The 26397-nt window shown below is 67.3% G+C and carries 23 protein-coding genes; 15 read left to right on the top strand and 8 right to left on the bottom strand.

The features are described from left to right. The first annotated feature begins 84 nt into the window (after nucleotides 1-84). The 7 genes from ABOZ73_RS15400 to ABOZ73_RS15430 all read left to right on the top strand — a co-directional run bounded on the left by ABOZ73_RS15400 (nucleotide 85) and on the right by ABOZ73_RS15430 (nucleotide 10305). A complete protein-coding gene (locus tag ABOZ73_RS15400) occupies nucleotides 85-3063 on the top strand; it encodes a glycosyl hydrolase family 28-related protein (protein ID WP_369059005.1) in 2979 nt (992 codons plus the stop codon). A gap of 116 nt (nucleotides 3064-3179) precedes the next feature. Then, entirely contained in the window at nucleotides 3180-6143 is a 2964-nt protein-coding gene (locus ABOZ73_RS15405; RefSeq protein WP_369059006.1) for a TonB-dependent receptor, read from the top strand. Nucleotides 6144-6296: 153 nt separating this feature from the next. Further along, on the top strand, nucleotides 6297-7385 hold the full coding sequence (locus ABOZ73_RS15410; protein ID WP_369059007.1) for a LacI family DNA-binding transcriptional regulator: 1089 nt from the start codon (nucleotides 6297-6299) through the stop codon (nucleotides 7383-7385). Next, on the top strand, nucleotides 7378-8670 hold the full coding sequence (locus ABOZ73_RS15415) for an MFS transporter (protein WP_369059008.1): 1293 nt from the start codon (nucleotides 7378-7380) through the stop codon (nucleotides 8668-8670). Before ABOZ73_RS15410 ends, ABOZ73_RS15415 begins: the two co-directional genes overlap by 8 nt. A 151-nt stretch (nucleotides 8671-8821) precedes the next feature. Further along, nucleotides 8822-9244: a DoxX family protein gene (locus tag ABOZ73_RS15420; RefSeq protein ID WP_369059009.1), complete on the top strand. Its 423-nt coding sequence runs from the start codon at nucleotides 8822-8824 to the stop codon at nucleotides 9242-9244. Between the two features lie 124 nt (nucleotides 9245-9368). Then, complete coding sequence (locus tag ABOZ73_RS15425) at nucleotides 9369-9830, top strand: helix-turn-helix domain-containing protein (protein WP_369059010.1); 462 nt, start codon at nucleotides 9369-9371, stop codon at nucleotides 9828-9830. Nucleotides 9831-10092: 262 nt separating this feature from the next. Continuing rightward, nucleotides 10093-10305: an alkylphosphonate utilization protein gene (locus ABOZ73_RS15430; protein ID WP_369062559.1), complete on the top strand. Its 213-nt coding sequence runs from the start codon at nucleotides 10093-10095 to the stop codon at nucleotides 10303-10305. Nucleotides 10306-10338: 33 nt separating this feature from the next. On the opposite strand, the gene ABOZ73_RS15435 is transcribed toward ABOZ73_RS15430, so the two are convergent. Next, the gene (locus ABOZ73_RS15435; RefSeq protein WP_369059011.1) at nucleotides 10339-10698 is read right to left on the bottom strand and encodes a hypothetical protein; all 360 of its coding nucleotides are present in this window, start codon (nucleotides 10696-10698) and stop codon (nucleotides 10339-10341) included. A 222-nt stretch (nucleotides 10699-10920) separates the two neighbouring features. On the opposite strand from ABOZ73_RS15435, the gene ABOZ73_RS15440 reads away from it, so the two are divergent. The 6 genes from ABOZ73_RS15440 to ABOZ73_RS15465 all read left to right on the top strand — a co-directional run bounded on the left by ABOZ73_RS15440 (nucleotide 10921) and on the right by ABOZ73_RS15465 (nucleotide 16547). Then, on the top strand, nucleotides 10921-12141 hold the full coding sequence (locus ABOZ73_RS15440) for an acetyl-CoA acetyltransferase (RefSeq protein ID WP_369059012.1): 1221 nt from the start codon (nucleotides 10921-10923) through the stop codon (nucleotides 12139-12141). A gap of 82 nt (nucleotides 12142-12223) precedes the next feature. Continuing rightward, complete coding sequence (locus ABOZ73_RS15445) at nucleotides 12224-12655, top strand: limonene-1,2-epoxide hydrolase family protein (protein WP_369059013.1); 432 nt, start codon at nucleotides 12224-12226, stop codon at nucleotides 12653-12655. Then, nucleotides 12652-14436: an AMP-binding protein gene (locus tag ABOZ73_RS15450; protein ID WP_369059014.1), complete on the top strand. Its 1785-nt coding sequence runs from the start codon at nucleotides 12652-12654 to the stop codon at nucleotides 14434-14436. The genes ABOZ73_RS15445 and ABOZ73_RS15450 overlap by 4 nt, the downstream gene beginning before the upstream one ends. 10 nt (nucleotides 14437-14446) lie before the next feature. Continuing rightward, nucleotides 14447-14974 carry a nuclear transport factor 2 family protein gene (locus ABOZ73_RS15455; RefSeq protein ID WP_369059015.1) on the top strand — a complete coding sequence of 176 codons (528 nt, stop codon included), beginning with the start codon at nucleotides 14447-14449 and terminating at the stop codon, nucleotides 14972-14974. After that, nucleotides 14975-15733 carry an SDR family oxidoreductase gene (locus ABOZ73_RS15460; protein WP_369059016.1) on the top strand — a complete coding sequence of 253 codons (759 nt, stop codon included), beginning with the start codon at nucleotides 14975-14977 and terminating at the stop codon, nucleotides 15731-15733. 19 nt (nucleotides 15734-15752) lie between these two features. Then, on the top strand, nucleotides 15753-16547 hold the full coding sequence (locus tag ABOZ73_RS15465; protein ID WP_369059017.1) for a DUF1295 domain-containing protein: 795 nt from the start codon (nucleotides 15753-15755) through the stop codon (nucleotides 16545-16547). An 84-nt stretch (nucleotides 16548-16631) separates the two neighbouring features. Here the strand turns inward: ABOZ73_RS15465 and ABOZ73_RS15470 are convergent, their stop codons facing one another. Further along, a complete protein-coding gene (locus ABOZ73_RS15470) occupies nucleotides 16632-17537 on the bottom strand; it encodes a hypothetical protein (protein WP_369059018.1) in 906 nt (301 codons plus the stop codon). A 113-nt stretch (nucleotides 17538-17650) separates the two neighbouring features. After that, nucleotides 17651-18694, bottom strand: a complete 1044-nt coding sequence (locus tag ABOZ73_RS15475) for a hypothetical protein (protein ID WP_369059019.1) — start codon at nucleotides 18692-18694, stop codon at nucleotides 17651-17653. A 142-nt stretch (nucleotides 18695-18836) separates the two neighbouring features. Here ABOZ73_RS15475 and ABOZ73_RS15480 point away from each other — a divergent pair, with 142 nt between their 5' ends. Then, complete coding sequence (locus ABOZ73_RS15480; RefSeq protein WP_369059020.1) at nucleotides 18837-20525, top strand: class I adenylate-forming enzyme family protein; 1689 nt, start codon at nucleotides 18837-18839, stop codon at nucleotides 20523-20525. Nucleotides 20526-20531: 6 nt separating this feature from the next. Here ABOZ73_RS15480 and ABOZ73_RS15485 read toward each other — a convergent pair whose 3' ends face one another. Next, nucleotides 20532-20864, bottom strand: a complete 333-nt coding sequence (locus ABOZ73_RS15485; protein WP_369059021.1) for a hypothetical protein — start codon at nucleotides 20862-20864, stop codon at nucleotides 20532-20534. Nucleotides 20865-20955: 91 nt separating this feature from the next. Between ABOZ73_RS15485 and ABOZ73_RS15490 the strand changes: the two genes are divergently transcribed. Further along, nucleotides 20956-21414, top strand: a complete 459-nt coding sequence (locus tag ABOZ73_RS15490) for a lysozyme inhibitor LprI family protein (protein ID WP_369059022.1) — start codon at nucleotides 20956-20958, stop codon at nucleotides 21412-21414. Here the strand turns inward: ABOZ73_RS15490 and ABOZ73_RS15495 are convergent. The 4 genes from ABOZ73_RS15495 to ABOZ73_RS15510 all read right to left on the bottom strand — a co-directional run bounded on the left by ABOZ73_RS15495 (nucleotide 21395) and on the right by ABOZ73_RS15510 (nucleotide 26262). Next, nucleotides 21395-22879, bottom strand: coding sequence for a carotenoid oxygenase family protein (locus ABOZ73_RS15495; RefSeq protein ID WP_369059023.1), 1485 nt, complete (start codon nucleotides 22877-22879; stop codon nucleotides 21395-21397). The two genes, ABOZ73_RS15490 and ABOZ73_RS15495, sit on opposite strands and share 20 nt — an antisense overlap. 119 nt (nucleotides 22880-22998) lie before the next feature. After that, complete coding sequence (locus ABOZ73_RS15500) at nucleotides 22999-23970, bottom strand: winged helix-turn-helix transcriptional regulator (protein WP_369059024.1); 972 nt, start codon at nucleotides 23968-23970, stop codon at nucleotides 22999-23001. A 79-nt stretch (nucleotides 23971-24049) separates the two neighbouring features. Next, complete coding sequence (locus tag ABOZ73_RS15505) at nucleotides 24050-25285, bottom strand: TonB-dependent receptor (protein WP_369062560.1); 1236 nt, start codon at nucleotides 25283-25285, stop codon at nucleotides 24050-24052. Further along, nucleotides 25234-26262, bottom strand: a complete 1029-nt coding sequence (locus tag ABOZ73_RS15510) for a TonB-dependent receptor (protein ID WP_369059025.1) — start codon at nucleotides 26260-26262, stop codon at nucleotides 25234-25236. Before ABOZ73_RS15510 ends, ABOZ73_RS15505 begins: the two co-directional genes overlap by 52 nt. Between the last annotated feature and the right edge of the window lie 135 nt (nucleotides 26263-26397).

A 26397-nucleotide genomic window follows, 5' to 3' on the forward strand; every position in this document is an offset into this window, starting at 1 on the left:
CACCAAGGAGTTCGCCATGAGGCTTTGGCTCGTCCCTTTCCTCGCAGCATCCATCTTCCTGGCCGCTGGCGGGGGGAGCAGGCCTTGGCTTCGGCCTCCGTCCTGGCGACCGCGCCAAAGGATTCCGCCGCCATCGTCGCCAAGGGTGTCGGCGATGGACGCGCCGATGACAGCGCGGCGCTTCAATCGGCGATCGACGCCGCCGCGGCCAAGCCCGGCGGCGGGCTCGTCTTCCTGCCCTCCGGTCATTACCGGATCAGCCGCACGCTGTTCATGTGGCCCGGCGTGCGGATGTTCGGCGTGGGAGCGGCTCGGCCGCGGATCGTGCTGGGCGACGCCACGCCCGGGTTCCAGAAGGGCGTGGCCAACATGGTGATCTTCACCGGCGCCAAGCCCGATCCGACCTCTCGCGTTCCCTTCCCGCCCCCGGGAAGCGTGCCGTTCAACAAAGACATCGCCGACGCCAATTCCGGCACTTTCTATACGGCGATGAGCAACATCGATTTCAAGATCGGCCGCGGCAATCCCGCGGCGACGGCGATCCGTTTCCATTCGGCCCAGCACACCTTCGTCAGCCACATGACGTTCGATATCGGCTCGGGGCTGGCCGGCCTCTACCACGTGGCCAACGAGGCCGAGGATCTGCATTTCAAGGGCGGGCGCTACGGCATCCTTGCCGAGAAGCCATCTGCGGCGTGGGGCTTCGTGCTCCTGGACTCCACGTTCCAGGGGCAGCGCGACGCGGCGATCCGCGAGCATGAGGCGGGACTGACCCTGGTCAATGTGACGATGCGCGACGCCCCGGTGGGGATCGAGATCGACCGCGGCTACGGCGACTGGCTATGGGGCAAGGACGTGCGGTTCGAGAACATCTCGAAGGCCGCCGTGGTCGTCTCCAACGAGCGCAACGTCTATACCCAGGTGGGGTTCGAGAACGCGATCGCCACGAACACGCCGGTGTTCGCGCGCTTGCGCGACAGCGGCAAGACGGTTGTTCGCAAGGAGCGATCCTATCGCGTCGCGACCTTCAACCATGGGCTCACGGTGCCTGGCCTGGGCCAGATGGGCGAGCAACGCACGACTTTCCGGGCAGAGCCGTTGTCGGCCCCGCCGGCGCCGCGCGCGCCGGCGATCAGGGCCCTGCCGCCGACCTCCGAATGGACCAACGTGCGCGCCTTGGGCGCGATGGGCGACAACGCGACCGACGACACAGCCGCGATCCAGCGCGCGATCGACAGCCACCGCGTGGTCTACTTCCCATCCGGCTTCTACCGCGTCACCGACACGCTCAAGCTGAAGCCGGACACGGTCCTGATCGGCTTGCACCCCAGCCTCACCCAGATCGTCCTGCCTCACCGGACGCCCGCCTTCCAGGGCGTCGGCGCGCCCAAGGCGCTGGTGGAGTCGGCGACCGGCGGCGACAACATCGTCTCGGGCCTTGGTCTGTACACCGACGGTCAAAACCCGCGCGCGACGGCGCTGCTGTGGACGGCGGGGGCGACCTCGATGGTCAACGACGTCAAGTTCCAGGGAGGCCACGGAACCAACCTCGCCGATGGCACGCGCTTCAATCCCTACAACGCCAACGCGACGGCCGACCCCGATCCGGCCAAGCGCTGGGGCGGTCAGTATCCCAGCCTGTGGGTGACGAACGGCGGGGGCGGGACTTTCGCCAACATCTGGAGCCCCAACACCTACGCCTATTCGGGGATCTACGTGTCGGACACCCGCACGCCCGGGTACATCTACCAGGCGTCGGTCGAGCATCATGTACGGTCGGAGATCAGCCTCAACCGCGTCGCCAACTGGGAGCTCCTGGCGCCGCAGACCGAGGAAGAGGCGGGCGAGGGCGAGGAGACCGTCTCGCTGGAAATCCGCGACAGCAGCAATATCCTGGTGGCCAACTACCATGGCTACCGCGTCACGCGGACGCGCCGCGCGGCGCCGGCCGCGGTCAGGCTCTACAATTCCCACGACATCCGGTTTCGCAACGTCGCCGTCAATGGCGAGAGCGGGTTTTCAACCTGCGACGAAGGCGGCTGCGCGACCTTCCTGCGCCTGACCAAGTATCCCTACGAGAACGCCATCAAGGACGTGACAAGCGGACTTGAGGTGCGCGAGCGCCAGTTCGCCGTCCTCGACGTCGGGGCGGCGCCCACGCCCGCGGCTCCATCGGTCTTCCCGGTCGGCGCCACGGTGGAAAAGCTCGCCGACGGGTTCTATTCCCTCGGCGGCGCGGCCGCCGACGCCGCGGGGACGCTCTACTTCACCGATCGCCGACACCAGCGCATTTACAGCTGGTCGCATGATCGCAAGCTGTCGATCGTGCGCGACAACACCCTCGATCCGATCAGCCTGGCCGTGGACGCCGCCGGAGACCTGCTGGTCCTGTCGTCCGAGGGACGCAACGGGTCGGTCTATAGCTTCAAGCCTGGAAGCCCCGATACCGAAGTGACCGTCATCGCGCCGACGCCGGCCGGCCAACGTCCCGGCGCGGCAAGCGTGCTGCCGGTCAACTGGTGGAACAACGGCGAGTTCAAGGACCAGCTCGATCCGGACACCTACCAGTTCACCACCCTTGCCGAGATGTTCGCCCGGGACATGGCCGCGCCAAAGACCCAGGAGTACGTTTCACCCGACGGCAGCCTGGTGCTTCCGGCCTACCGGGTCTTCCAGCAAGGGCCCGCCGACCATCGCGGCCTTCGCTTTTCGGACTTGCTCGACAGCTACGGCTTCACGACCGCCAAGGCGGGCCAGAGGATCTTCATCGCCAACAACTCCGAGAACAGGACCTACAGCGGCCTTGTAGGGGCGGGCGGGACGATCACCGACCTGAAGCCCTTCGCCGACCGCGGCGGCGAAAGCGTCGCGACCGATGGCGAGGGGCGGGTCTATGTCGCCAACGGGCAGGTGTTCGTCTACGCCCCGGACGGTCGCGAACTGGGCCGTCTGGACGTTCCGGAGCGGCCCCTGCAGCTCGTCTTTGGCGGTCCAGACAAGCAGACCTTGTACATTCTTACCCATCATGGCCTCTACGCGGCCCGCGCAAGTAGTCGCAAATAGAGGATCGATACGACCAGGATTACGACCATGGTCGTATAGTTTCCGCCCCCGCTGTCTGACAAATTCCAGTCAGACCATCGACGATGGTCCAATCAAGAAACTTGGAGGGCGGCAGGATGAGTGCTTTGGGTGGAGCGCGAGGGGGAGTGACCCTCATAGGCGCCTTGCTTGCGTCGAGCGCGTTGGTGACCATCGCGGCGGCCGGTCCGGCCAGCGCTCAGGCTCAGTCTTCGCCACCGGCGGACAACGCCGCCGCCCTGTCGGAGATCGTCGTCACCGGGACGCGTATCCGCTCGAGCGGATACACCGCGCCGACGCCGACCCAGGTCCTGGGCCAGGCCGATCTTGAGCGGGCCGCCCAGCCCAATATCTTCACCGCGATCACCCAACTGCCGTCCCTGCAGGGATCGAGCGGCGCGACGACGGGAACGTTCAGCACCTCGAGCGGCCAACAGGGCCTGAGCTCCTTCTCGCTGCGTGGCCTGGGAACCATCCGAACCTTGACCCTGCTGGATGGCCAGCGCGTCGTGCCCGCCAACGTCACCGGCGTGCCGGACATCAGCCTCTTCCCCCAGCTCCTGGTGGAGCGGGTCGACGTGGTGACCGGGGGCGCTTCGGCCTCCTACGGCTCCGACGCGGTCGGCGGGGTGGTCAACTTCATCACCAACAAGCGCTTCGTGGGCCTGAAGACGAACGTCATGGCCGGCGTCACGACCTATGGCGACAACCACCAGTGGCTTGCGCAGGTCGCGGCGGGCAAGAGCTTCATGGACGACCGCCTGCACGTGCAGATCAGCGGCGAGTACGATTGGGAAGAGGGCGTTCCGGCGGGCGGTTTCGGCGAGGACGCGCCCGGCAGCCGCGACTGGTACACGACCGCCACCTTGGTCAATCGGGGCGTCACCAACGACGGCTCGCCCCAGTACCTCTATCGCGAGCACGCCCAGGCCTACCAGTACGCCAAGTACGGCCTTATCAGCTCAGGCCCCCTGCAGGGCACCGCCTTCGACCAGGCCGGCAATCCGTTTCAGTTCCAGTATGGCGGCGGCGGCGTGCCGTCCAGGGCGGCCAACGGCGCGGTCAGCGGTTGCTACACCAACGGCGGCTTCTGCGTCGGCGGCGATCTGTCGGGCAACGTCGGCATCGGCACCTCGCTGCAGTCGCGCCTCGAGCGCATGAACGCCTATACCCGCGTGGGCTTCGACCTGGACGCCAACAACGAGATCTACGCCACTTTCAACGGCGCCCGCGTGGAGAGCAGCAACCAGCCCAACCCAGGCGCGGCCACCACCAACCTGACGATGTCGTGCGCGAACCCGTATCTGCCGGCCTCGGTCGTGGCCGCGTGCGCCACCGCCGGCATCACGACCTTCGGTTACGGCCTCAGCAACGCCCTGCTGCCGCGCAACATCTCGGTCCATCCGACGCGGACCCAGTACCGTTTCGTGGTCGGGGCCAACGGCAAGTTCGACGCCATGGGCAAGGACTGGCACTACGACGCCTACTTCACCCACGGCCGGAACACGACGAACATCCATGTTCGCGACATCCTGCTGATGCCGCGCTATCGCGCCGCTATCCAGGCCACGACGGTGGGCGGTCAGATCGTGTGCGCCGACCCGATCGCCCGCGCGAGCGGCTGCGTGCCGATCAATATCTTCGGCGGCCGGCCGCCCAGCGAGGCCGCCTTGGCCTACATCACGCCCAAGAACGGTCCATACCAGCACTCGGTCCAGAAGCAGGACGTCGCCAGCATCAACTTCAGCGGCGATACGTTCTCCCTTCCGGCGGGGCCCATTTCCCTGGCCTTCGGCGCCGAGTATCGCCGGGAGCGTTATCACGTCCAAGGCGACCCCTATGGCGACGGCAACACCGACTCGCCCAACAATGCCGACTATCCCGCCGATCCGGTCCTGACCCCATCGGGCGCCAACTGGTTCGCGGGCAATTACCATTCCGGCGCCGGCAAGTACTCGGTGAAGGAAGCCTACGCCGAAGTGGACGTTCCGCTGGTCAACTCCGAGGGGACGGGCAAGGCCAACCTCAACATGGCCGGCCGCTGGACCGACTACAGCACCTCTGGAACCGTCTACACCTGGAAGGTCGGCGCCACCTGGGACACGCCCCTCGACGGCGTTCGCCTTCGGGCGGTGACCTCGCGTGACGTGCGGGCGCCAAACCTGTCGGAGCTCTACGCGGCGCCGGTCACGACCACGATGCCCAACTTCACCAATCCGTTCACCGGCGGCGCGCTCACCGTTCTCCAGAACGTAGTCGGCAACCCGGACCTCAAGCCGGAAATCGCCAAGAACGCTACCCTCGGCGTCGTGCTGTCGAACCCGAAATGGCTGCCGGGCTTCAGCGTCTCGGTCGACTGGTACAACCTCGTCCTGGATGGCGGCATCTCCAGCTTGAGCGCCCAGCAGGTCGTCAATTTCTGCTTCGCGGGCCTTCAGCAGTTTTGCGGCGCGTTCAACTTCGCGCCCGCCCAGGGCACGGCCTTCGTCAACTCCCAGACGTTCAACCTGTCCTCGATCAAGACCAACGGCTTCGACATCGAAAGCAGCTATCGGTTCGAGTTGCCCAGCGTGCCTGGACGCTTCACGGTCCGAGCCTTGGCGACGAACACGCGCAAGTTCGTCACCAACCCGGGCATCCCCGGGGCGGTGGCCACCGACTCGGCTGGCCAAAACTCCGGCGCCACGCCGGACTGGAAGCTCCTGGCCATCCAGTCCTGGGACACCGACCACTTTTCCTTCAGCGTGCAGGAGCGCTGGTTCAGTGACGGCAGGTTCGGCAACACAACGACCGAATACGTCGAATGCCGGCCCGGCGGTTGCCCTGTCTCGACCGCAAGCCGGCCGACGGTCGACTACAACCAGATGAGCGGCGCGACCTATGTCGACATCAGCGCCTCGTACAAGTTCGACAATGGCCTGCAGGTCTACGGTAAGGTCGACAACCTGCTGGATCGTGATCCCACGCCTTCCCCGCAAACCAATACGGGTCTGGACGCCAACCCGGCGCTCTACGACCTGCTGGGGCGGTTCTATCACCTTGGCCTGCGCTACAGCTTCTAGCCGCCGGTCGCTCGCCGCCACTCCCCCTTGGGCGGCTCGCCCGGGTCACGATCGGCTTGAACGCCGGCCCGTGGCCCGGGCGCCTTTCTTGGCGGCGCGCCTGGACGATCCTGTAGGGTCGAGTTCGACTGGCTTTTCGGGGGGCGGTAGGGCATGCGAGTAATCAAGGCGGACCGCGCCCGCGGCGCGACCATGGCCGATGTCGCCCAGATGGCTGGCGTCTCCCGCATGACCGTGTCGCGCGTGATCAACGACGGCGACAAGGTCAGCGAGGTTACGCGCGAGGCGGTGCTGGCGGCGATCCGCGAGCTCAATTTCGCGCCCAACCTGACCGCCCGGAATCTCGTCAAGGCCGGCGAACTGCGCATCGGCGTGATCTACTCCAATCCAAGCGCCGCCTTCATGAGCGACTTCCTGATCGGCGTGTTCGAAGAAGCGACCAAGGCCGGGGCGCGGCTCATCCTTGTGCGGGGAGAAGGCGGCCAGGCTCCCGCCTTGCACGACATGCAAGGCTTGCTGGGCGGCGGCGTCCATGGGGTGGTGCTGGCGCCGCCCCTTGGCGAGTCCGCCGCCGTGCGGGACATGCTGCGCGCCGCGCACCTGCCCGTCGCGGTGGTCGCGGCCGGTCGGCCGGCCCCCGATGCGATCAATGTGCGCATCGACGATCGGCGCGCCAGCCAGTCACTCGCGCAGCATCTGCTGGACCTGGGACATCGACGGATCGGCATGATCGTCGGCAACCCGGAACAGACCGCGAGCAGCGAGCGCCTGGAAGGCGCGCGCGCGGCGGTGGCCGCTTCCGAAGGCGCCGAACTCATCCTGGCCCAGGGCGCCTTCACCTATGCTTCGGGCCTGCGGGCCGCCGAGCAACTGCTCGATATCGACCAGCCGCCCACCGCGATCTTCGCCAGTAACGACGACATGGCCGCCGCGGCGGTTTCAGTCGCGCACCGCCGCCACCTCGATGTGCCGGGCGACCTTACCGTCGTCGGCTTCGATGACACGACGGTCGCCACCACGCTGTGGCCACCCCTCACCACCATCCGCCAACCGGTGCGGCAGATGGCGGCGGTGGCTCTCGAAAGACTGATGCGCGTCCTGCGCTCGGCCCAAGCCGCACCCGACGCTCTCGCGGACCATGTCCTGGAGCACGCCCTGGTCGAGCGCCAGTCGACCGCACCACCCCCAGGCGCGATCCCCGTCGCGGATGCGCAAACAGATGAGAGGCCGTCCAATGCCTGATCCGTCCGCCGACATGGAACGCGCCACGATCAGGCAGGTGACGCGACGGCTGATGCCGCTGTTCTGCCTGATGTACCTGATCGCCTATATCGACAGGCAGAACGTCTCCTACGCCAAGCTCGACATGGTCCAGGCCCTGGGGCTCAGCGAGGCGGCCTACGGGCTTGGCGCGTCGTTGTTCTTCATCGGCTACTTCCTGTTCGAGGCGCCGTCGAACCTGATCCTCGCCCGGGTCGGCGCCCGGGTGTGGTTCGCCCGGATCATGTTCACCTGGGGTTTGGTCACGCTTGCGTTGGGCTTCACCCAGAACGCCACGATGTTCTACATCCTGCGGTTCCTGCTTGGGGCCGCCGAGGCCGGGTTCTTCCCCGGCGTGCTCTACGTGCTGACCCTTTGGTATCCGCAAGCCCATCGCGCGCGCATGGTGGGCCTCTTCATGATCGCCAGCGCCGCGGCGAACGCGGTCGGAGCGGCTATCGGGGGCCTGCTGCTCGATATGGATGGCCTGTTGGGGCTTGCGGGTTGGCAATGGGTGTTCCTGGTCACCGGCCTTCCGGCTGTGCTTTTGGCTCCCTACGTCCTCATGCGCCTGCCCAACGGACCTTCGCAGGCACGGTGGTTGCCCGAGCCGCGACGGGCCTGGTTGGCGGGCGCCCTGGCCAGCGAGCGCGCAGACGAGGCGGACGACGATCGCGGCGCCTGGAAGGCGATCTTCGATCCCCGGGTCCTTTTGCTGGCCGGCCTCTATATCGGCATGCCGCTCGGGGCGTATGGCCTCAGCTACTGGCTGCCAACGATCGTCAAGTCGTTCGGCGTCTCCAACACGGTCAACGGGTTGATCAACATCATCCCATGGCTGCTGGTAGGCGTCGCGCTGTGGTTCGTGCCGCGCCACGCCGCACGGCATGGAGCCAGCGCGTGGCATATCGCCGGGCCGACCCTGCTGGGGGCGGCGGCGCTTGTCCTGAGCGTCGTCCTGCCGGGGCCGGCGCTGAAGTTCGCCATGCTGTGCATCGCCGCTCCCGCCATCTTCGCCGCCCAGCCTGTTTTCTGGAGCCTGCCGCCCAGCTTCCTGAGCGGGCCAAGGGCGGCGGCAGGGATCGCGGCGATCAACGCGATCGGTAATCTGGGCGGCTTCTTCGCCCAGAATCTCGTGCCGCTGGTGCGTGACGCAACCGGCAGCGACCTGGCGCCCATGCTGGCCCTGGCGGCCGTGCTGCTGATCACCAGCGTGCTGATCTTCCACGCCATGGCGGGGCTGGCCCGCGCACGGGCCCAGGCATGAGCAGGCCGCCGGCCTGGGGCCGGCGGCGGATGGACCCGACCGTCACTTGCGCCGAAGACCGGGCTGGATGCGGAGGAGCTTTCCAATCGGCGTTCGCTGACGTCTATTTCGGCTCCGGGCGGTGAGGGCCGCCCGATAACCGGGGGTGATCATGCGGTGGCTGTTTCTGGATGGGTTGAATTGCTGGGACGATGCGGCCCTGCTGGCCCTTCGCCTGGTCGTTGGCGCGTTCCTAATCTGGGGCGTGTGGGACAACATCACCAGCGCCGAGCACATGGCGACCTTCGTCGCGTTCCTGAAGAAGTTCGGCTTCGCCTGGCCCCACCTGATGGCGCCGCTGTCGGTAGGGGTTCAATTGGCCTGCGGCGTCGCCTTCGTGCTTGGCCTGCTGACCCGATGGGCGGGGCTGTTGTGCGCCGCCAATTTCATCGTGGCCATCGTGATGGTCGATCACACCGTGGGTGTGCGGGGCTCCTTCGCCTCGGCGTGTCTCGTCCTGATCGGGCTCTATCTGGCGAGCCATGGGGCCGGACGATGGGCCCTGGACGACTGGTTGCGTCCTCGCCTGACCTAGGTACGGCGGAAACTCAGGTGAGCCGTGGCAGGCAACCTGTGGCGAGGTCGGATGTTTCGAATGTTTCGAATGTTGCGTTTATTTCGAATGAGAACTATCTAACATACTCAACCGGAGCATCCCGATGACCCTGCCTGCGTTCGCTCAGGAACTTGGCGCGCGGCTGCCCTCCGCCGACGAGCGCGCCGCCGCCAATCAGCTACGGAAGATTCTCGCGTCTCAGGCCGCGGGCGAGACCGATGCGCGCCTAAGGGTGTTGGAGCAGGATAAGACCACTTCTGAGGTCGTTCTGACGCCAGCGCTCTCGCATCTTCTTATGGAGGTATTGCGCCACGTGGGGTCCGGAGACGCCGTGACGCTTGTGCCTGTCAGTCAGATGCTGACCACGCAACAAGCGGCCGACATTCTCAATGTATCAAGGCCTTACCTCGTGGGACTGCTGGATCGGGGCGAGATCCCGCATTCGCTTGTTGGTCGCCATCGCAGGATCAAGGCCGAGCAGCTGTTCGCCTATAAGCGCCGCCGCGATGAAACCCGCGCCTCTGCTCTTGATGAGCTGGCGGCGCTGGATGCCGAGCATTTGTAAGCCGGGAAGGTTGCCGGCGGCCGTGAATGGGCGCGTCGCAGACGGGGCCCATTGAGCTAGATCAAACCTTGGAGCGCCGCCTGGGCAGGCGACTGTGTGATCGCGCGCGTCCTTGTCCTATAAGGCCAGCCTTGTTCGAGAGGGGTCTTTGATGAGCAGCGACAGCGGCGATTACGTCTACGATGAAGCCACCGGCGAATGGCTGAGCCCGGGGGAAGCGGCGGCCAAGGCTCAGGCCGCGCCGTCAGAATCCGGCGGCGGCGTGGAGGTGCGTGACAGCGTCGGCAACCTGCTCGCCGACGGCGACAGCGTGACCCTGATCAAGGATCTGGCGGTCAAGGGCGCTGGCCAGACGCTCAAGCGCGGCACGGTGATCAAGTCGATCCGTCTGACCGGCGATGCGCAGGAAATCGACTGCCGCCACGCCGCCATCAAGGGCCTGGTCCTGCGCGCCGAGTTTGTTCGCAAGGTCTGACGCGGCGTCGCCCGGCGCTTGGCGGCGCCCGCTTCAGCGCTTGACCAGATCGCTGTCGAAGTAAATCGCGCCGCCGGCGTCGAGTTTGCGGACCTCCATGTGGATCACGCCCGGCTTCACCCTGGTGACCTGTCCCCGAGCGAACGAGCCTGGCCCCGTTTTGTACGTGTCTGGACCCGCCGCGGAGAGGACGAGGCGACGGTTTTTCTTGTCGCCCACATGCTCGGGCAGCCAGACCTCGAGCACTCCCGCGCGGTCCTTGATGCGCCACTGGGCGCCAGGGCCGGGCGGGCCGTCCTTCTGGACCCACGTCCCGACGTAATCGGCTGGTCCGGCCGCCAACGCCATGGCCGGAGCCGCGCAGAGGGCGGCGATCAGGAGGGGGATGCGCATGAGGAAGCTCCTTTGTCGCCTCAACCTGCCATTGTGGCGGGGCGATGTGCGTTAAATCGTGGTCATCCTTGAATTTGACCAGGCTGAGGCGCCGAAGCGGGGGCTGCGCGCCCGCGAGGGGGCAGGCTGACGCAACGTCAGCCAAAACGTGACTTGTCAGTTCGATCCAAGTCACTTTTATAATGCGACCCATGGGGCGTCAGACCCCGTGGGAGAACGCTCATGACCTATATCCTTGGTGGCGCGCAGACCGATTTCTCGGCCAACTGGACCCGACAGGGCATGGAGATGGCCGACGCCTTCGCCGACGTCGTGCGCCAGGGCCTGGAGTCGACCGGCCTTGATGCCGAAGATGTCGATTGCGGCCACGTCGGCAATTTCGTCGGCGATCTCTTCGCGGGGCAGGGGCTGCTGGGCGGCTTCTTCGGTCTGGTTCATCCGGCCTGGGACGGCCTGCCGACCGCGCGCCATGAAGCGGCCTGCGCCTCGGGCAGCGTGGCGATCCTCGCCGCCGCGGCCGAGATTGAGGCTGGACGCTATGATCTGGCCTGCGTCGTGGGCCTGGAGCAGATGCGCAACGTCCCTGGACGATTGGCGGCGCAGCACCTGGGCGCCGCGGCCTGGGCCGGTCACGAGTATCAGGACGCCCAGTATGTCTGGCCGCGCGCCTTCTCCGAGCTGAACGAAGAATACGATCGCCGCTTCGGCATCGACTATCGCCACCTGATGCGCATCAGCGAGATCAACTTCGCCAACGGCAAGCGCAATCCCAACGCCCAGACCCGCCAATGGGCCTTCACGCCCGAAAGCTTCACCGCCGACGACGAGGCCAACCCCGTCGTCGAGGGGCGCACCCGCAAGCAAGACTGCGGGCAGGTGACCGACGGCGCGGCCGTGGTCTTCCTCGCCTCCCCCCGTCGCGCCGCCGAGTACGCCAAGGCGCGCGGCGTCAGCCTGGACAGCCTGCCACGCATCAAGGGCTGGGGCCATCGCTCGGCGCCGATCAGCTACGAGGCCAAGATCCGCGCCAGCCGCGATCAGCCTTACGTCTTTCCGCAGGTGCGCCGCGCCATCGAGGAAGCCCGCGCCCGCGCTGGGGTGACCGCCCTGGACCAGATCGACGTCGTCGAGACCCACGACTGCTTCGCCATGACCGAATACATGGCCATCGACCATCTGGGCCTGACCGCGCCGGGCGAAAGCTGGAAGGCGGTGGAGGACGGCTCCATCGAGATCGGCGGCCGCCTGCCGATCAATCCGTCAGGCGGGCTGATCGGCCTGGGCCACCCGGTGGGCGCCACCGGCGTGCGCATGGCGCTGGACGCCTTCAAACAGGTGACCGGGACCGCCGGCGATTATCAGGTCGAAGGCGCCAAGACCTGCCAGACCCTGAACATCGGCGGCTCCACCACCACCACGGTGAGCCTGGTCATCGGCGTCTGACGCCATGGACCGCCGCACCCTTCTCGCGGCCGCGGCCGCTTCTTCGTTCATCGCAAAAGAGGCCTTCGCCTCGGAGAGACCCATGTCGCGTCGCTTTCAGATCCTCGACTCCGTGATCGCCGCCTGGCGGGCCAAGGATATCGACGCGGCCCTGTCGCACATGCACGACGACATCGTCTGGCACTACGCCGCCGCCATCGCTCCGCCGCTGAAGGGCAAGGCGCAGGCTCGCAAGTTCCTGGAGAACTTCGCCTCGCAGATCGCCGAAGTGAAGTGGCGTATCTTCGACTACGCCGAGACCGGCGACCGCCTCTTTGTCGAAGGGGTGGACGAGTACATCGCCAAGGACGGCGCCCGCGTCGCCGCGCCCTATGCCGGCGTGGTCGAGTTCAACGGCGACCTGATCATCGGCTGGCGAGACTACTTCGATCGCGGCGTGGTCGAGGGGATGAAGGCCGGCGGGACCGCCTCGGCCCAGGTCGAGCAACTGATCGCCCGCCCGAGCGCGTCATGAGCGCCGCGCTGAAACTGGATGACGTGCGCGCCGCACCCATGCGCGAGGCCAAGCTGCTGCCCGTCGACCTCGACGTCGATCGCCGCGCGGACGGCACGATCTACATCGCCTCGCGCGTGCCGCTGAAGGCCTATGAGGCCGACATCCCCGCCGCCTTCGCGCGGCGCGCCGCCCAGATGGGCGACAAGCCGGCCCTGGCGCGTCGCGGCGCCGACGGCGCCTGGGTGTTCACCACCTATGCGCAGCTGAAGAACCAGGTGGATGCGGCCGCAACCTGGCTGAAGGCCAATGTTCCCGCCGGCCGTACCGTGATGATCCTTACCGGCAATACGCCCGGGTTCGCCGCCATGACATTCGCCGCATGGACGGCCGGCCTGCCGGTCTGCCCGGTCAGCACGACCTATGGCGCGCTGGGGGGCGACTACGGGCGCCTCAGGCACGTGATCGCCAAGGTGCGTCCGGCCCTGATTTTCGCCGAGGACGCCCGTCCCGTCGGCAAGGCGCTGGAGGCGCTCGATCTCGGCGACGCCGTGGTCGTCACCAGCGACCCGGCCGCCCTGGCCAGGCCCGCCACCGCCTGGGGCGACGTGCTGGCCGCCGCGCCGAACCCGCCGGCGATCACGCGCAAGCCTGACGATGTCGCGGCCTACATGCTGACCTCGGGCTCCACCGGCCTGCCCAAGATCGTGCCCATCACCTTCGACAACCTGGCCGCCAACAGCGCCCAGTGCCAGCAGATGATCGGCGAGGCCGCCGGCTGGCACGACGTTATGCTGGACTGGCTGCCCTGGCACCACGCCGCCGGGGCGTTCGTCCTGCGCACGACCCTGCTGGAAGGCGGCACGCTGTATATCGACGACGGCAAGCCAGCGCCGGGGCTGTTCGACCAGTCGATCGCCAACCTGCGCGAGATCGGCGTCGCCTATTTCAACAACGTGCCGCTCGGCTACACCCTACTGGTCGAGGCGCTGGAGAAGGACCCGGTCCTGCGGCGCACCTTCTTCTCGCGCCTGCGGCTGATGCTCTACGGCGGGGCGGGTCTGTCGCAACCGGTCTACGACCGCCTGCAGGCGCTCGCCGTGGCCGAGTTTGGCCATCGCATCATGATGACCAGCGGCTATGGCGCGACCGAGACGGTCTCGGCGTTCATGGCCATCCACTTCGAGACGGACAAGGTCGGCATCGGCCTGCCGGCGCCGGGGGCGAGCCTCAAGCTGGTCCCGAGCGGCGATCGCTACGAAGTCCGCGCCAAGGGGCCGAACGTCACGCGCGGCTATCTGGACGATCCGGCCAAGACCGCCGAGGCCTTCGACGATGAGGACTACTATCGCACCGGCGACCTGGCCGTGTTCCACGATGACGCCGACCCCGGCCAGGGCCTGGCCTTCGCCGGCCGGGCGGCCGAGGAGTTCAAGCTGTCGAGCGGGACCTGGGTCTATGGCGGCAAGGCGCGGGACGAGTTGCTCAAGGCCCTGTCGCCCCTGGCGACCGAGGTGGTGCTGGCCGACGACAATCGTCCGTTCCTGAGCCTGATGATGTGGGCCGCGCCTGGCGCGACGCGCGAGGCGATCGCGGAGCGGCTGGCGGCCTTCAACACCAGCCAGCATGGCGGATCGAGAATCCGCCGGGCCCTGCTGCTCAGCGAGCCCCCGCAGCCCAACGCCCACGAGATGTCCGACAAGGGCACGGTCAACCGCCGCGCCGTCATCGACCGACGCAAGGGCGACGTGGAGCGGCTCTACGCCGACACGCCCGACGCCGACGTCATCGTTCTTTCCTAGCGAGTCCCCCATGTCCCACGCCCCTGAAATCCAGGCCCTGCTCGACAAGCAGGCGATCACCGAGGTCCTGCACCGCTATTGTCGCGGCGCCGACCGCGCCGACATCGAGCTGGTGGCCGGCGCCTATCATCCGGATGCAGTGGAGGATCATGGCGGGGTCTATGACGGCCCGGCCTCGGCCTATGTGGAGAACATGGCCAAGATCCTGCCCAAGGCCGGGCAGATGAACCACCTGACCACCAACGTCATCATCGAGCTCGATGGCGACGTGGCCAGGGTCGAGTCCTACATCCTGGCCTTCTCGCGGATGAAGAAGGATGGCGAGAAGTTCGACACCCTGACCCTGGCCCGCGCCCTGGACCGCTTCGAGCGCCGCGCCGGCGAGTGGAAGATCGCCAAGCGCCAGATCATCTGGGAATGGAACCACGAGATGCCCTTCGCCGAGACGTGGGGCCGCGGCCTGATGGCGCCCGATCCGTCGGTCCTGGTGCGCGCGGGCAAGAAGCCGAACGACGCCCTCTACGCGATGGAGGCCTAGGTGGAGATCAAGGGTTCGGTCGCCCTCGTCACGGGCGGCAATCGCGGCATCGGCGAGGCCTTCGTGCGCGCCTTCATCGAGGCCGGCGCGGCCAAGGTCTATGTAGGCGCCCGCGATCCCAAGAACGCCGAGCATCTGGTGGCGGAAGGCGGCGGCAAGGTCGTGGCCCTGGCTTTGGATGTCTCGCAGCCCGACCAGATCGCCGCCGCGGCAAAGGTCGCGCCCGATGTCTCCATCCTGGTCAACAACGCCGGCGCGTTCCTGAACCAGCGACTGATCGGCGCCGATGACCTGTCGGCGGCGCGCGAGGAGATGGAGGTCAACTATTTCGGCCTCGTGGGCATGTGCCGCGCCTTCGCCCCCGCGCTGAAAGCCGCCGGCGGCGGGGCGATCGTCAACGTGCTCTCGTCCGGCGGCCTGGTCGCCGTTCCGGCCATGGGCGGCTACAGCCCGTCCAAGTTCGCCGGCCGAGCGGCGACCACCAACATCCGCGCCGAGCTGGCGGGGCAGGGGACGACGGTGAGCGCCCTGATCGTGGGATCGGTGGACACGCGCATGGCCGCCCACGTCCAGGGGCAGAAGGAGCAACCGTCCGACATCGCCCGCACCGGCCTGCAGGCCATCAAGCGCGGCTCGGACGAAGTCGATACCGACCGCATGGCGGTGGAGGTGCGCGCTAACCTGGCCCGTGATCCCAAGGCGCTGGAACGCGCCATGGCGCGGATGCTGGGCGCCGACACCGTCTCGACCGGTCGCTGAACGCGCTTTGGGGGAAGCCATGGACCTGATCACGATCCTCGCCGTCAACGCCGCCGCCAGCGCCGCGGCCATGGGCCTTTTGTGGCTCATCTGCCTGAAGCTGCGCGACGTGACCGTTGTCGACAGCTGGTGGTCGCTGGGCATGCTTTTGCTCGCCACGACGACCTTCATCCAGTTAGGCGAGCCGACGCCTCGCCGCTGGCTTCTGCTGGGCCTATGCGCGCTGTGGGCGGTGCGGCTGGGCGGCTATCTCTTCTGGCGCTGGTGCGATCACGGTCCTGACCGGCGCTACCAGTCCATGCTCGGCAAGGTCGAAGCCCAGAAGGGCTGGGGGTTCGCCAAGGCGAGCCTGCTGCTGGTCTTCCTGACCCAGGCGCCGCTGCAGTTCATCGTCGCCCTGCCGGTGCAGCTTGGCCAGGTGCAGGCGCAGCCGACGCTGGGCGTGGTCGCCTATGCCGGCGCGGCCCTGGCCGTCTTCGGCGTGATCTTCGAGAGCATCGGCGACTGGCAGCTGACCCGTTTCCGCAAGAACCCCGACAGCAAGGGCAAGGTGCTCAACACCGGCCTTTGGCGCTACACGCGCCATCCCAACTATTTCGGCGACGCCTGCGTCTGGTGGGGTCTCTATCTGATCGCCGCCGAGACGCCGCTGGGCCTTTGGGCGCTGCCCGGGCCGGTGCTGCTGACCTGGACCCTGATGAAGTGGAGCGGCGCGCCGACCCTTGAGCATCGCCTCAAGAAGACGCGCCCCGACTATGCCGACTACATCGCGCGCACCTCGGGCTTCGTGCCCTGGCCGCCGAAGAAATCCTGACCTTCCATCCTCGGAAGACACTGGGCCGGCGCGGAAGAGGTGAAGCTCCCGCGTCGGCCTCTTTTTCGCCAGGACCGGAATCCGCTAGGCCGCTTCCCAGTCGGGGAGGATTCCGAACCGTTCGATCGTCGCGAAGAACCGGCGTGCGTCGGCCAGATTGGTAGCGGCGAGCTGGATCAGATGAGCCTGGAGCTCCGCGGGGGCGGTTGCGATCAGTCCCCGCCGCGTGACCACGACGAACTGGCGCTCTTCGAGGATGCTCGCATGGCGACGCGCGGTCTCCCGCGCTACGCTGACGGCCTTGGCGACCTGCGCCATGCTGGCGGGACGCCCGGATGCTCCGGCGTCGTCGGCCCAGCGGGCGAGCGCCTCGTCGTCCATGTCCTCGGTGTTGCTCAGCACGACCTCCGCCAACAGGGACGCGCCGACAAGGCTGCCGCAGAGAACGAACAGCGGCTGGGCGGTTCGCAGGAAGTAATCGGACGCCGTGCGGCTGACGACGCGGATGGGCAGCTCGGACCGGGGGCGTTCCATCGCGGCCCCAGAAGCCAGGGGCGGCAAGGCCTCTAGGGCCTTCATGTCCCTGTAGAACTGCCTGGCCCGCTCGAAGTGCGCCGCCACCATGGCCGTGTAGGCGGGCGAGGCGAGGGTGCGCGACAGGATGACGGCGCCGGCCGGTGTGACGCTGATCAGGCCTTCGTCCCTGAGGCCCGCGACGCGCCGGCGGACGGTCTCGAACGGCATGCCCAGCGATTGCGCCAGGGCGTTGATGCTGATCGGCCGCAGCAGCTCGTCCGGGGCGGGAGAGTTCGCCGTGGCGAAGTGCGCGCTTTCCTCCGTCGCCTGGCTGAGAAAGGCGGCGCTGACGTTGGCGATGGTCGACAGGATGAAGGCGTCATGGGCGTCACGTTCGCCGCGCGTGATCGCCGCGCAGTCGCGAACATACCGAAGGCTGGTCAGAGCGATCCGGATGCGGCGGACGTGATCCATGGACCTGTCGGTGCTGTTGAGGTGCGGCTTTTTGCCGCTAGACAGCATGGCGGGTCAACCGGCGAAAACCTCTCAACGCTTTACGCGACAAGTGGTTGACGCCTGACGCGCCCTTAAAGACGCGCGCGATAGGGCGCGGGCGCGTCATAGGCGAAGAAGCCCGGCGCGGCGGCGCAGATGTCGGGGATCGCCCGGATGGCGACGGCCACGGTGGCGTCGGTCAGGGCCCGGGCCGGCGGCGCCTTGGGATCGCCCTCGTGGATGTCGAGGGTCAGGCTGATATTGGGGCGCCCCTCGATATCGACCGTCCAGTGGCCGGTGACGTTGGCGCCATGCAGGGCCGGATCGGCCGTCCACAGGATCGACAGGGTCATGCCCGCGCCGTTGGAGAAGCGGGCGTTCCAGCGCCATTCGGTGGCCGCCACGGTGCCCTTGGGGATCGGCCCGGCGGCGACGGCCATGTCGTGCGGCGCCAGGGTCAGGCGGTGGTCGGGCGACAGATCCTCGATCGTGGCGTCCATGGCGTGGGCGACCGCGGCGAACACCTCGCCAAACAGGCTGGTATAGAGCTTGGCCAATGGTCCCTGTGTGATGTCTTCCTTGGTCGGGTCCTTGGCGAAGCCCATGAAGTCATAGACGAACACCGGCTGGGCCATCGCCCTGGCGTCGACCATCTCGCGCACGGTGATGTGGTCCAGCTGGGCGCACAGGCCTGTCGCCGAAAGAACGATCCGCTCGACCAGGGCGCCCGGATTGACGCCAAGCCCCGCCAAGGTGGCGTTGCCGGCCCGGCAGGCTTCCAGCAGCGGGGCCGCGTAAGCGCCGCCCTGGTGAGTGGGCCAATGAAAACCCGCCGTGGAGATGACGTTCTTGCCGGAGGCCAGCAGCCGCGCCACGTCGTCGTTCAGGGCGTCGTAGGGCAGGGTGATGCGGGGGGTGTGGATCACCACGTCGGCGTCGAGGGCGAGTATGTCCTCGATGCGGTTGGTGGCGATGACGCCGGTCTTGGGGCGCTTGGCCAGGTCGCCGGCGTCCGCGCCTGCCTTGTCGTCGCTATAGACATAGACGCCGACGAGCTCGAGGTCGGGGTGGTCGATGATGCGTCTCAGCGCCGTGCGCCCCATGGCGCCCGTCGCCCACTGAATGACCCGATACATGTCGTCATACTCCCGTTGGCGCCGAAGATGCCAAAGGTAAGTCTCGTCATGCAAGTGGTTGTCGTGGCGACATAGTCGTTTTATGAAAGCGCCGAAGGGGGAGCCGCGCGCCAGACGCGGCCTCCGATGGGAGAAGCCGCGGATGTTCCTGACCTCGCAAGAGCGTATCGACGCCTATGTCGCCAAGGGCTGGTGGGGAGACACCGTCGTCGACGACCTCACCCAGCGCAACCGGCGCGAGGTCGCCGACCGCGAGGCCCTGGTCGATCCCGTCAATCGCGAGGCCCTGGATGGCCGCGGCCCCCGTCGCCTGACCTGGGGGCAACTGGGGCAGGAGATCGATCGCATGGCCGCCGGCCTGCTCGATCTGGGCTTCGCCAAGGACGACATCATCTGCGTTCAGGCGCCCAACGTCGCCGAGACGGTCCTGCTGGCTCTGGCCTGCGCCCGCATCGGCCTGATCATCAGCCCGGTGGTCATGCAATACCGCGAGCATGAGCTGGCCTACGTGGTCGGCAAGGTCAAACCCAAGGCCTTCATCACCGTCGAACGCTTCGCCGGCCACGACCACGCCGCCATGGTGCTGGGGCTGCGGGGCGACTTCCGCACGGTGGTGATGAACGGCGCCGCGCCGAAGGGCGCGGTCAGCCTGGACGAGGCCGTGGCCGCCGCCGATCCGGCCAAGGCGGCCGCCTATCATGACGCCAACCCGGTCAGGGCCGGCGAGGTCTTCACCATCTGCTGGACCTCGGGCACCGAGAGCCGCCCCAAGGGCGTGCCGCGCGACCACAACCACTGGATCGTCAACGCCCGCATGGTGTCCGAAGCCACCGAGCTTCAGGAAGCCGAGGTGGTGCTGAACCCGTTCCCGCTGGTGAACATCGCCGCCTTCGGCATGATGATGTCGTGGCTTTGGCGGCGGGGGACCATGGTCCTGCACCACCCCTTCGACCTGCCCGTGTTCCTCGGCCAGATCGGAGCCGAGAAGGTCAACTACACCATCGCCCCGCCGGCGATCCTCAACGCCCTTCTGAAGACGCCGCAACTTTTGGCCATCACCGACCTGTCTAGCGTGCGGGCCATCGGCTCGGGCTCGGCGCCGCTGTCGCCGTGGATGATCGAGGGCTTCCTCAACGACCACGGCATCCAGGTCTGCAACATCTTCGGCTCCAACGAGGGCGCGTCTCTGTTCAGCGGCGCGGCCGACGTGCCCGACCCGGGCGAGCGGGCCCGCTACTTCCCGCGCATGGGCGTGGAGGGTTTTGGCTGGAACAGCCCGACGGCCCAGATGATCCGCACCCGCCTGGTCGATCCGGCGACGGAGCAGACGATCACCACGCCCCAGGTTCCGGGCGAGTTGCGCATCGACGGGGCGGCGACTTTCACCGGCTACTGGGACGCCGATGAGCTGAACGCGGCGGCTTTCGACGCCGATGGATACTTCAGGACCGGCGACCTCTTCGAGATCGCGGGGGAGGGGGAGCTGTCGCGCTTCTATCGCTTCGTCGGCCGCTGCAAGGACATCATCGTGCGCGGCGGGGTGAACATTTCGCCGGCCGAGATCGACGACCTGCTGGCGGGCCATCCGGCCCTTAAGGAGGCCGCGGTGGTGGGCGTGCCCGACGATGTCCTGGGCGAGCGCATGTGCGTGGCGGTGGTCCCCACCGGCGAGACGCCGCGACTGGCCGACGTGGCCGGCTGGCTGAAGGACAAAGGCCTTGCCGTCTTCAAGCTGCCCGAGAAGCTGGTGGTGGTCGACGCCCTGCCCCGCAACGCCATGAACAAGGTGGTGCGCAACGAACTGCGCGAGCGGGTGCTGGAAATCCTCTAGACTGGCCTAGCAGTCGTCGGTCTGCGGCTCGGCCAGCGTCTGCCGCCCGGCGTCCAGCCAGATGTGGCAGGCGTAGCCGTCGTCGTCCTTGCGGCAGGTGATCTTGCCGTCGCCCTTGTGAAGGCCGCTCGCGCCGCAGGCCTGGACCTGGCCCCTGCCGGGCAGGCGGTCATAGAGCAGGCGCGCCGCGGGGCCGACGATCAGCAGGTCGACGACCTTGTCCTCATAGGCGAAGGCGCGCGCCTCCGATTGGGGCCGCGCCTTCGGCTCGGATCTGTCGGCGGCCTCGCCGGACGCCAGGGCGGTGATCATCGCCCCGAGGATCAGCAACGACTTCATCCGGCAGATCTCCCCAACCGCCATGGCGAAGCTTGAGTAACGCTCATGCGCGGCGCAGGTTCACGGCGTCGTAAGCTGGATGGAGTTTTGGATGTTCGCCGCGCTCGCCCTGTCCCTCTTGGCCGTCCAGTCCGCCGCCCACTTGCCGGCCGATTGCGCGAACGCGGCCGCCACCTTGGAGATCAACGCCTGCCTGAGCGACGAGTTGAAACGGGAGAGGGCCAGGATGGACCACTACCTCGCCACCGCGCGGCTGATGGCGGAGCGCCAGGACGAGTCCACGGTGGGAACGCCGGAGGCCTCAAAGCAGGTGCGGTTCCTGGGCGACGCTCAGGGAGCTTGGGAAGCCTACGACAAGGTCGTGTGCAAAGGGGTCTATGACAAATGGCTGGGCGGTTCGATCCGCAACGCCGCCGCTCTTCGCTGCCACATCGACATGACACGCGAGCGCACCTTCGTCGTCTGGCGTGACTTCATCGCGCCGGCGGACAGTTCGGAGCCCGAACTGCCCGATCCGCGCACGACGCCCCTCATCCCATTGGGGAGATGACGCCGTCGCGGATGAATTGGCGGTCGGCCCAGACCGAGTGCGTGCCGCTGCAGATCTTGTGAGGCAGGGCGATGCGGACGACCGGGCCTTCCTCGAACTTCTTGCAGTCGATCAGCACGCATTCGGCGCGGCCGGTGTTCTCGTCCATGATGAAGCTGACGAGATAGCCGTCGTCCTCGGACTGGGCGTTCACGCGCGGGGCGAACGGCGCCTCCGAGGCGTAGCGGCCTTCGGGCAGCTTGAGCTCCCAGGACCGCCCCGTCTCCAGGTCGTGTTTGACGAAGCCGTTGAACAGGAACCAGCCCGGCCGGGTGGTGGTCGAATAAGCGTAGCGATAGGGCCGGCCGGCGTAGCGCTGGTTGAACATCCCAAATTCCAGGATGCGGTCGTCCAGGTGCCTTTCGGTGGTCTCGCCGGTCTTCAGGTTGAAGCGCCAGCGATGCAGCTTCGAGCGGAAGCTGTGCTCGTCCAGATAGGACATCAGATGGCCATGGCCGTCCGGCGCGTCGGCCAGCGGCCCGGGCGTGGGGTTTTCCTGGAAGTAGCCGTCCATCACCAGCTCGTCGCCGTCCTCATAGGTGTTGAGGAAGTGCAGGACGTAGCAGGGATCGGCCTCGAACCAGCGGATGTCCTCGGTCTTGCCGTGGCGCGGCAGGACGGCGAAGCGCGACTTGAGCCCCTCGTGCAGGCGCACCGCGTGGATGCCGCGCTCGAGCAGCCGCTGGTCCCAGAACACCGGGAAGTCGTTGAGGACCGAGTACTTCTCGCTGAACGCCATGTCGTGCGGCAGGCGCGGCCCCGGGGTCGGGATGGCGGTGTAGTTGGTCACCTTGCCGTGCCGGTCGACCACGCCGTAGTGCATGTAGGGCGCGTGCTTGGAGTAGTTGAAGAACAACAGCTCGCCCGTCGCCTCGTCGATCTTGGTGTGGGCCGACACGCCGTCCAGCGGAGCCCAGGGCGCGACGCCCAGTTGCTCGAGGGTCTCGGGGTCGAGGCTGTAGGCCTCGCCGCACTGGTAGAAGGTGGAGATGGCGCGGCCGCCGTGGACCACCACGTCGGTGCTGGCCGTGTCCTTCAGGCCGCCGTGGGCGCCGAAGCCGGGGCGCACCGAAACCTCGGGCCCGTCCATGAGACCGCCCCACAGGGACCTGCCGGCTTCCTGCTCGGCCTCGAAGCCGCGGGTGCGGACCCAGCGGTTGCGATAGTCGGCCTTGCCGTTTGCGAAGCTGATCTGGTGCAGCATGCCGTCGCCATCGAACGGGTGATGGCGGCCCAGCGGCTGGTGCACCTGATTCTCGGTGTTGCGGATGTAGACCCCGTCGATGTCGTGCGGGATCGCGCCTTCGATGACCTCCAGGTCGTAGGCGTCCACCTCCTCGTGCAGCGGCGTCCACGGGCCGGTGAGGTAGGGGTGGTTGCTCGGCAAAAGCGAGGTGACCACGGGCGGATGGCGTTCGACCTTCATAGGCGTCTCCGAAGGGACGGTACGCGTCCCCGATCGGGATCGACCCTAGTGCATGAGCGTCTTGTTGTGCAAGTCACTAAATCGCACTGGAAGGCGCTGAAAACGCACAGCTTTGAGGTTTACCTAGCGGGACCCGAATTGACGATGTTGACCTCGCCGTCGCCATGGTCGCAGGTGATGCGGTTGACGAGCGGCCGGCCGCAAGGGCGGTGGTGCAAGATGGCGGGCGGTCCCTCGGGGCCGGACAGCCAGCGATCGCCCCAACGGATCAGCTCGGCGATCAGCGGGAAGAGGTCCAGGCCCTCGTCCGTCAGGCGGTATTCCCAGCGCTCCGGCCGCTCCTGGTAGAGCACCTTGCGAAGCACGCCCAGGTCGACCAGTCGCGCCAGGCGGTCGGCCAGGATATTGGGCGCGACGCCCAGGGCGCCCTGCAGTTCGGTGAACCGGCGACGGCCCATGAAGGCCGAGGCGATGACGTGGGCGATCCAGCGATCGCCGATGACGTCCAACGCGCGCTCCAGCATCGGATCGCCGGGCGTCAAATTCTCGGAAGGCACGATGGAGCGGCGCTGGGCGCGGGGCTTTTGCGGCGGATCCTCGCCGGCGCCGGGGCCGTCCACGGCGAAGGTGTCGCGGGCGACGACTTCCCGGTCGCAGTGGGCGCAGCGAAGTTGCGGCGTGAACTCGTGGCCGTTGTGGACCAGGCGGTGGGCGGGGCTGGCCGGATCGTAGAACCAGCGCTTCTCCCAGCGGATGATCATCAAGGCGGCGCCGTAGAGGTCCAGGCCCATGTCCGTCAGGCGATACTCGTCGCGGGGCGGGCGTTCCTGATAGCGGTCGCGGCGCATGACGCCGGCGGCCTCCAGCCGGCGCAGGCGGTCGGTGAGCAGGCTGCGGGCCAGCCCGATACGGGCCTGGAAGTCCTCGAAGCGGCGCACGCGGAAGAAGGCCTGATGCAGGATCATCAGGGTCCAGCGATCGCCCAGTATGTTCAGCGCCCGGGTGGCGGAATTGGCTTGGACGAGCTGAGGGGCCCGGTCAGGCGCCTTGGGCGCGGCTGAAGTCCTGGGCTTGCGGGGAGGGGCGGCCATATCGGCGCGACCGTCGTGGCGGCGCGGGGTTAAGTCAAGCGCTTTGGGGCGGCCGTCGCCGACCGCCCCATCGCCTTGCCTAGAACCGGCCGGAGAGGCGCACGCCGTAGGTGCGCGGCGGGCCGAACAGCGACACCTCGTCACCCACGAACGGGATGATGCTGGCGCGGTAGAGCTTGTCGGTCAGGTTCTTGCCGAAGACCGCGATGTTCCAGCCGCGGTCGAGGCGGCCGAAGCTGACGCGGGCGTCGAGCTGGCCGTAACCGTCTTCCTTGTTGGTCTCTTCCGGTCCCCAGAAGATGTCGTCCTGATAGCTGTACTCCACGTGGGCGGCCAGTTCGTAGTCGCCCTTGACCTCGTGGCGCCAGTCGGCGCCCACGTTGAACTGATAGTCGGGCGTGCGCTGGATCTTGTTGCCGCCGTAATTGATGCCGCGCAGCGGATCGATGTAGTCGTCGTACTTGGCGTCCAGCATCGAGCCGGAGGCGAAGATGCTGAACGAGCGGGTCAGCTGGGCCTGGGTCTCCAGCTCGACGCCCTTGATCTTGGCGTTGGCGGCGTTGGCGATGACCAGGGTCAGGTTCACGTCGTCCAGAAGTTCGACCTGCAGATCCTTGAAGCTGGTGTAGAAGGCCGCGATGTTGACGCGCAGGCGGCGGTCGAACCAGTCGGTCTTGACGCCCGCTTCGTAGTTCCAGGCGGTTTCCGGCTCATAGGCCTTGGAGGCGCCGGCCGCGTTGGCCGCCGCGCCCTGCCAGCCGCCGCCCTTGAAGCCCTTGGAGGCCGAGGCGTAGGCCATCTTGCCCGGAGCCATCTTCCAGTCGAGCGAGACCTTGGGTGTGAATTCGGCCCAGTCCTTGGCCACGCTGATGTCGTAGGGCGACAAGAGCGGGGAGGGCGACAGGGTGTTGGGCAGGCCCACCGGACCCAGGCTGATGACCTCGCCACGCGACTGGAACGACTTGTTGTCCCAGGTGTAGCGGCCGCCCACGGTGAGGGTCAGGTCGGGCGTGACGTCGAAGTTGGCTTCGCCGAAGACGGCGTAGTTCTTGGACTCGCCAAAGCCGATGAAGATGTTGTCGCCGTCCAGGCTGTCGCGGGTGCTGCCGGCCCCGCCGGGCAGATAGGACTTGGCCGTGTTGCGCGACGAGCGGTCGGTCTGTTCATTCAGGTAGTAGAGGCCCGCCAGCCAGCGCAGGCGGTCGCCGCGAGGCGAGGCGATGCGCAGCTCCTGGGTAATGCCGCGATAGTCCTCGGCCTGGGTCAGGGTGGAGTTGGTGATCGACGGGGGGAGCCGGCGCCGGCCTGGGTCCAGCGGTTGCGGCCCTCGCCCTCACGGATCGCCGACAGGTAGGTCACGGTGTAATCGCCGATGTCCCAGTCGGCGCGGCCGGTCAGGCCGCGGGTGTTGCGACGGGCGTACTGGGGATAGGGCGACTCGTTCGTGCGCGGGTCCTGCGAACGAAGGTTGGGCGTGATGAAGCCAAAGCCCGGCTTGGTGGGATCGTCCACCGCGTGACGGGACGGGCCGCCGCCTTCATCGCTGCTGATGTCGGCGGTCACCAGGACCTTGAAGGTGTCGGTCGGGTCCCAGCTGACCGAGATGCGGCCGGCGTAGGATTCCAGGTCTTCCAGCTCCTGGCCGATGACGATGTTCTTGGCGTAGCCGTCATGGCTGTTCTGGTAGAGCGCGATACGGATCGCGGCGTTGTCGCTCAGGGGGCCTGTGATGTGGGCCTGGGTCGTGATGGCGTTGTAGTTGCCGTACGAGATCGAGCCGCTGCCGCCCACTATGGGTTCGGGCTTGGCGGTGACCAGGCTGATGGCGCCGCCGACGATGTTCTTGCCAAACAGCGTGCCTTGCGGGCCGCGCAGCACTTCGACACGGGCCAGATCGAAGATCGGCGGCGTCGCCGAGCCGCGGCGGCCGATATAGACTTCATCGAGGAAGGTGCCGATCGAGGGGTCGGCGGTGGCGCCGTTCAGGCGCACCGAGCCCACCCCGCGGATGAACATCTCCGACTCCATGGAGTTCTGCTGCTGGTAGGTGAAGCTGGGGATGTGGGCGGCGATCTGCGACAGATCGGTGATGGCCGCGGCCTTCAGCGCTTCGCCGCCGATGGCGGTCACCGCCACCGGGATCGACTGGACATTTTCCTCGCGCTTACGGGCGGTGACGATCACCTCCTCGATCTGCGGACCCGATTGGGCCCAGGCGCCCGTGCCCGCGGTCAGTGCGGCGACGGCCGAAGCCGCGCACAAAGATAGTCTGCCGGCGATCCTACGCGTCATCGATAACCCCCTAATGTTCTATGCGACGCCTTGGTGGGTCGCTTTAAGAAAGTCTTCCTTCGCGTCGTGGGTCTTGTCAAGATAGTGACTTGGAGGGCTGCGGCGGCGTTGACATCGCGCCTATCCTCGCCTGAT

The organism is Caulobacter sp. 73W (genome assembly GCF_041021955.1).
In the GTDB taxonomy this organism is placed as follows: domain Bacteria; phylum Pseudomonadota; class Alphaproteobacteria; order Caulobacterales; family Caulobacteraceae; genus Caulobacter.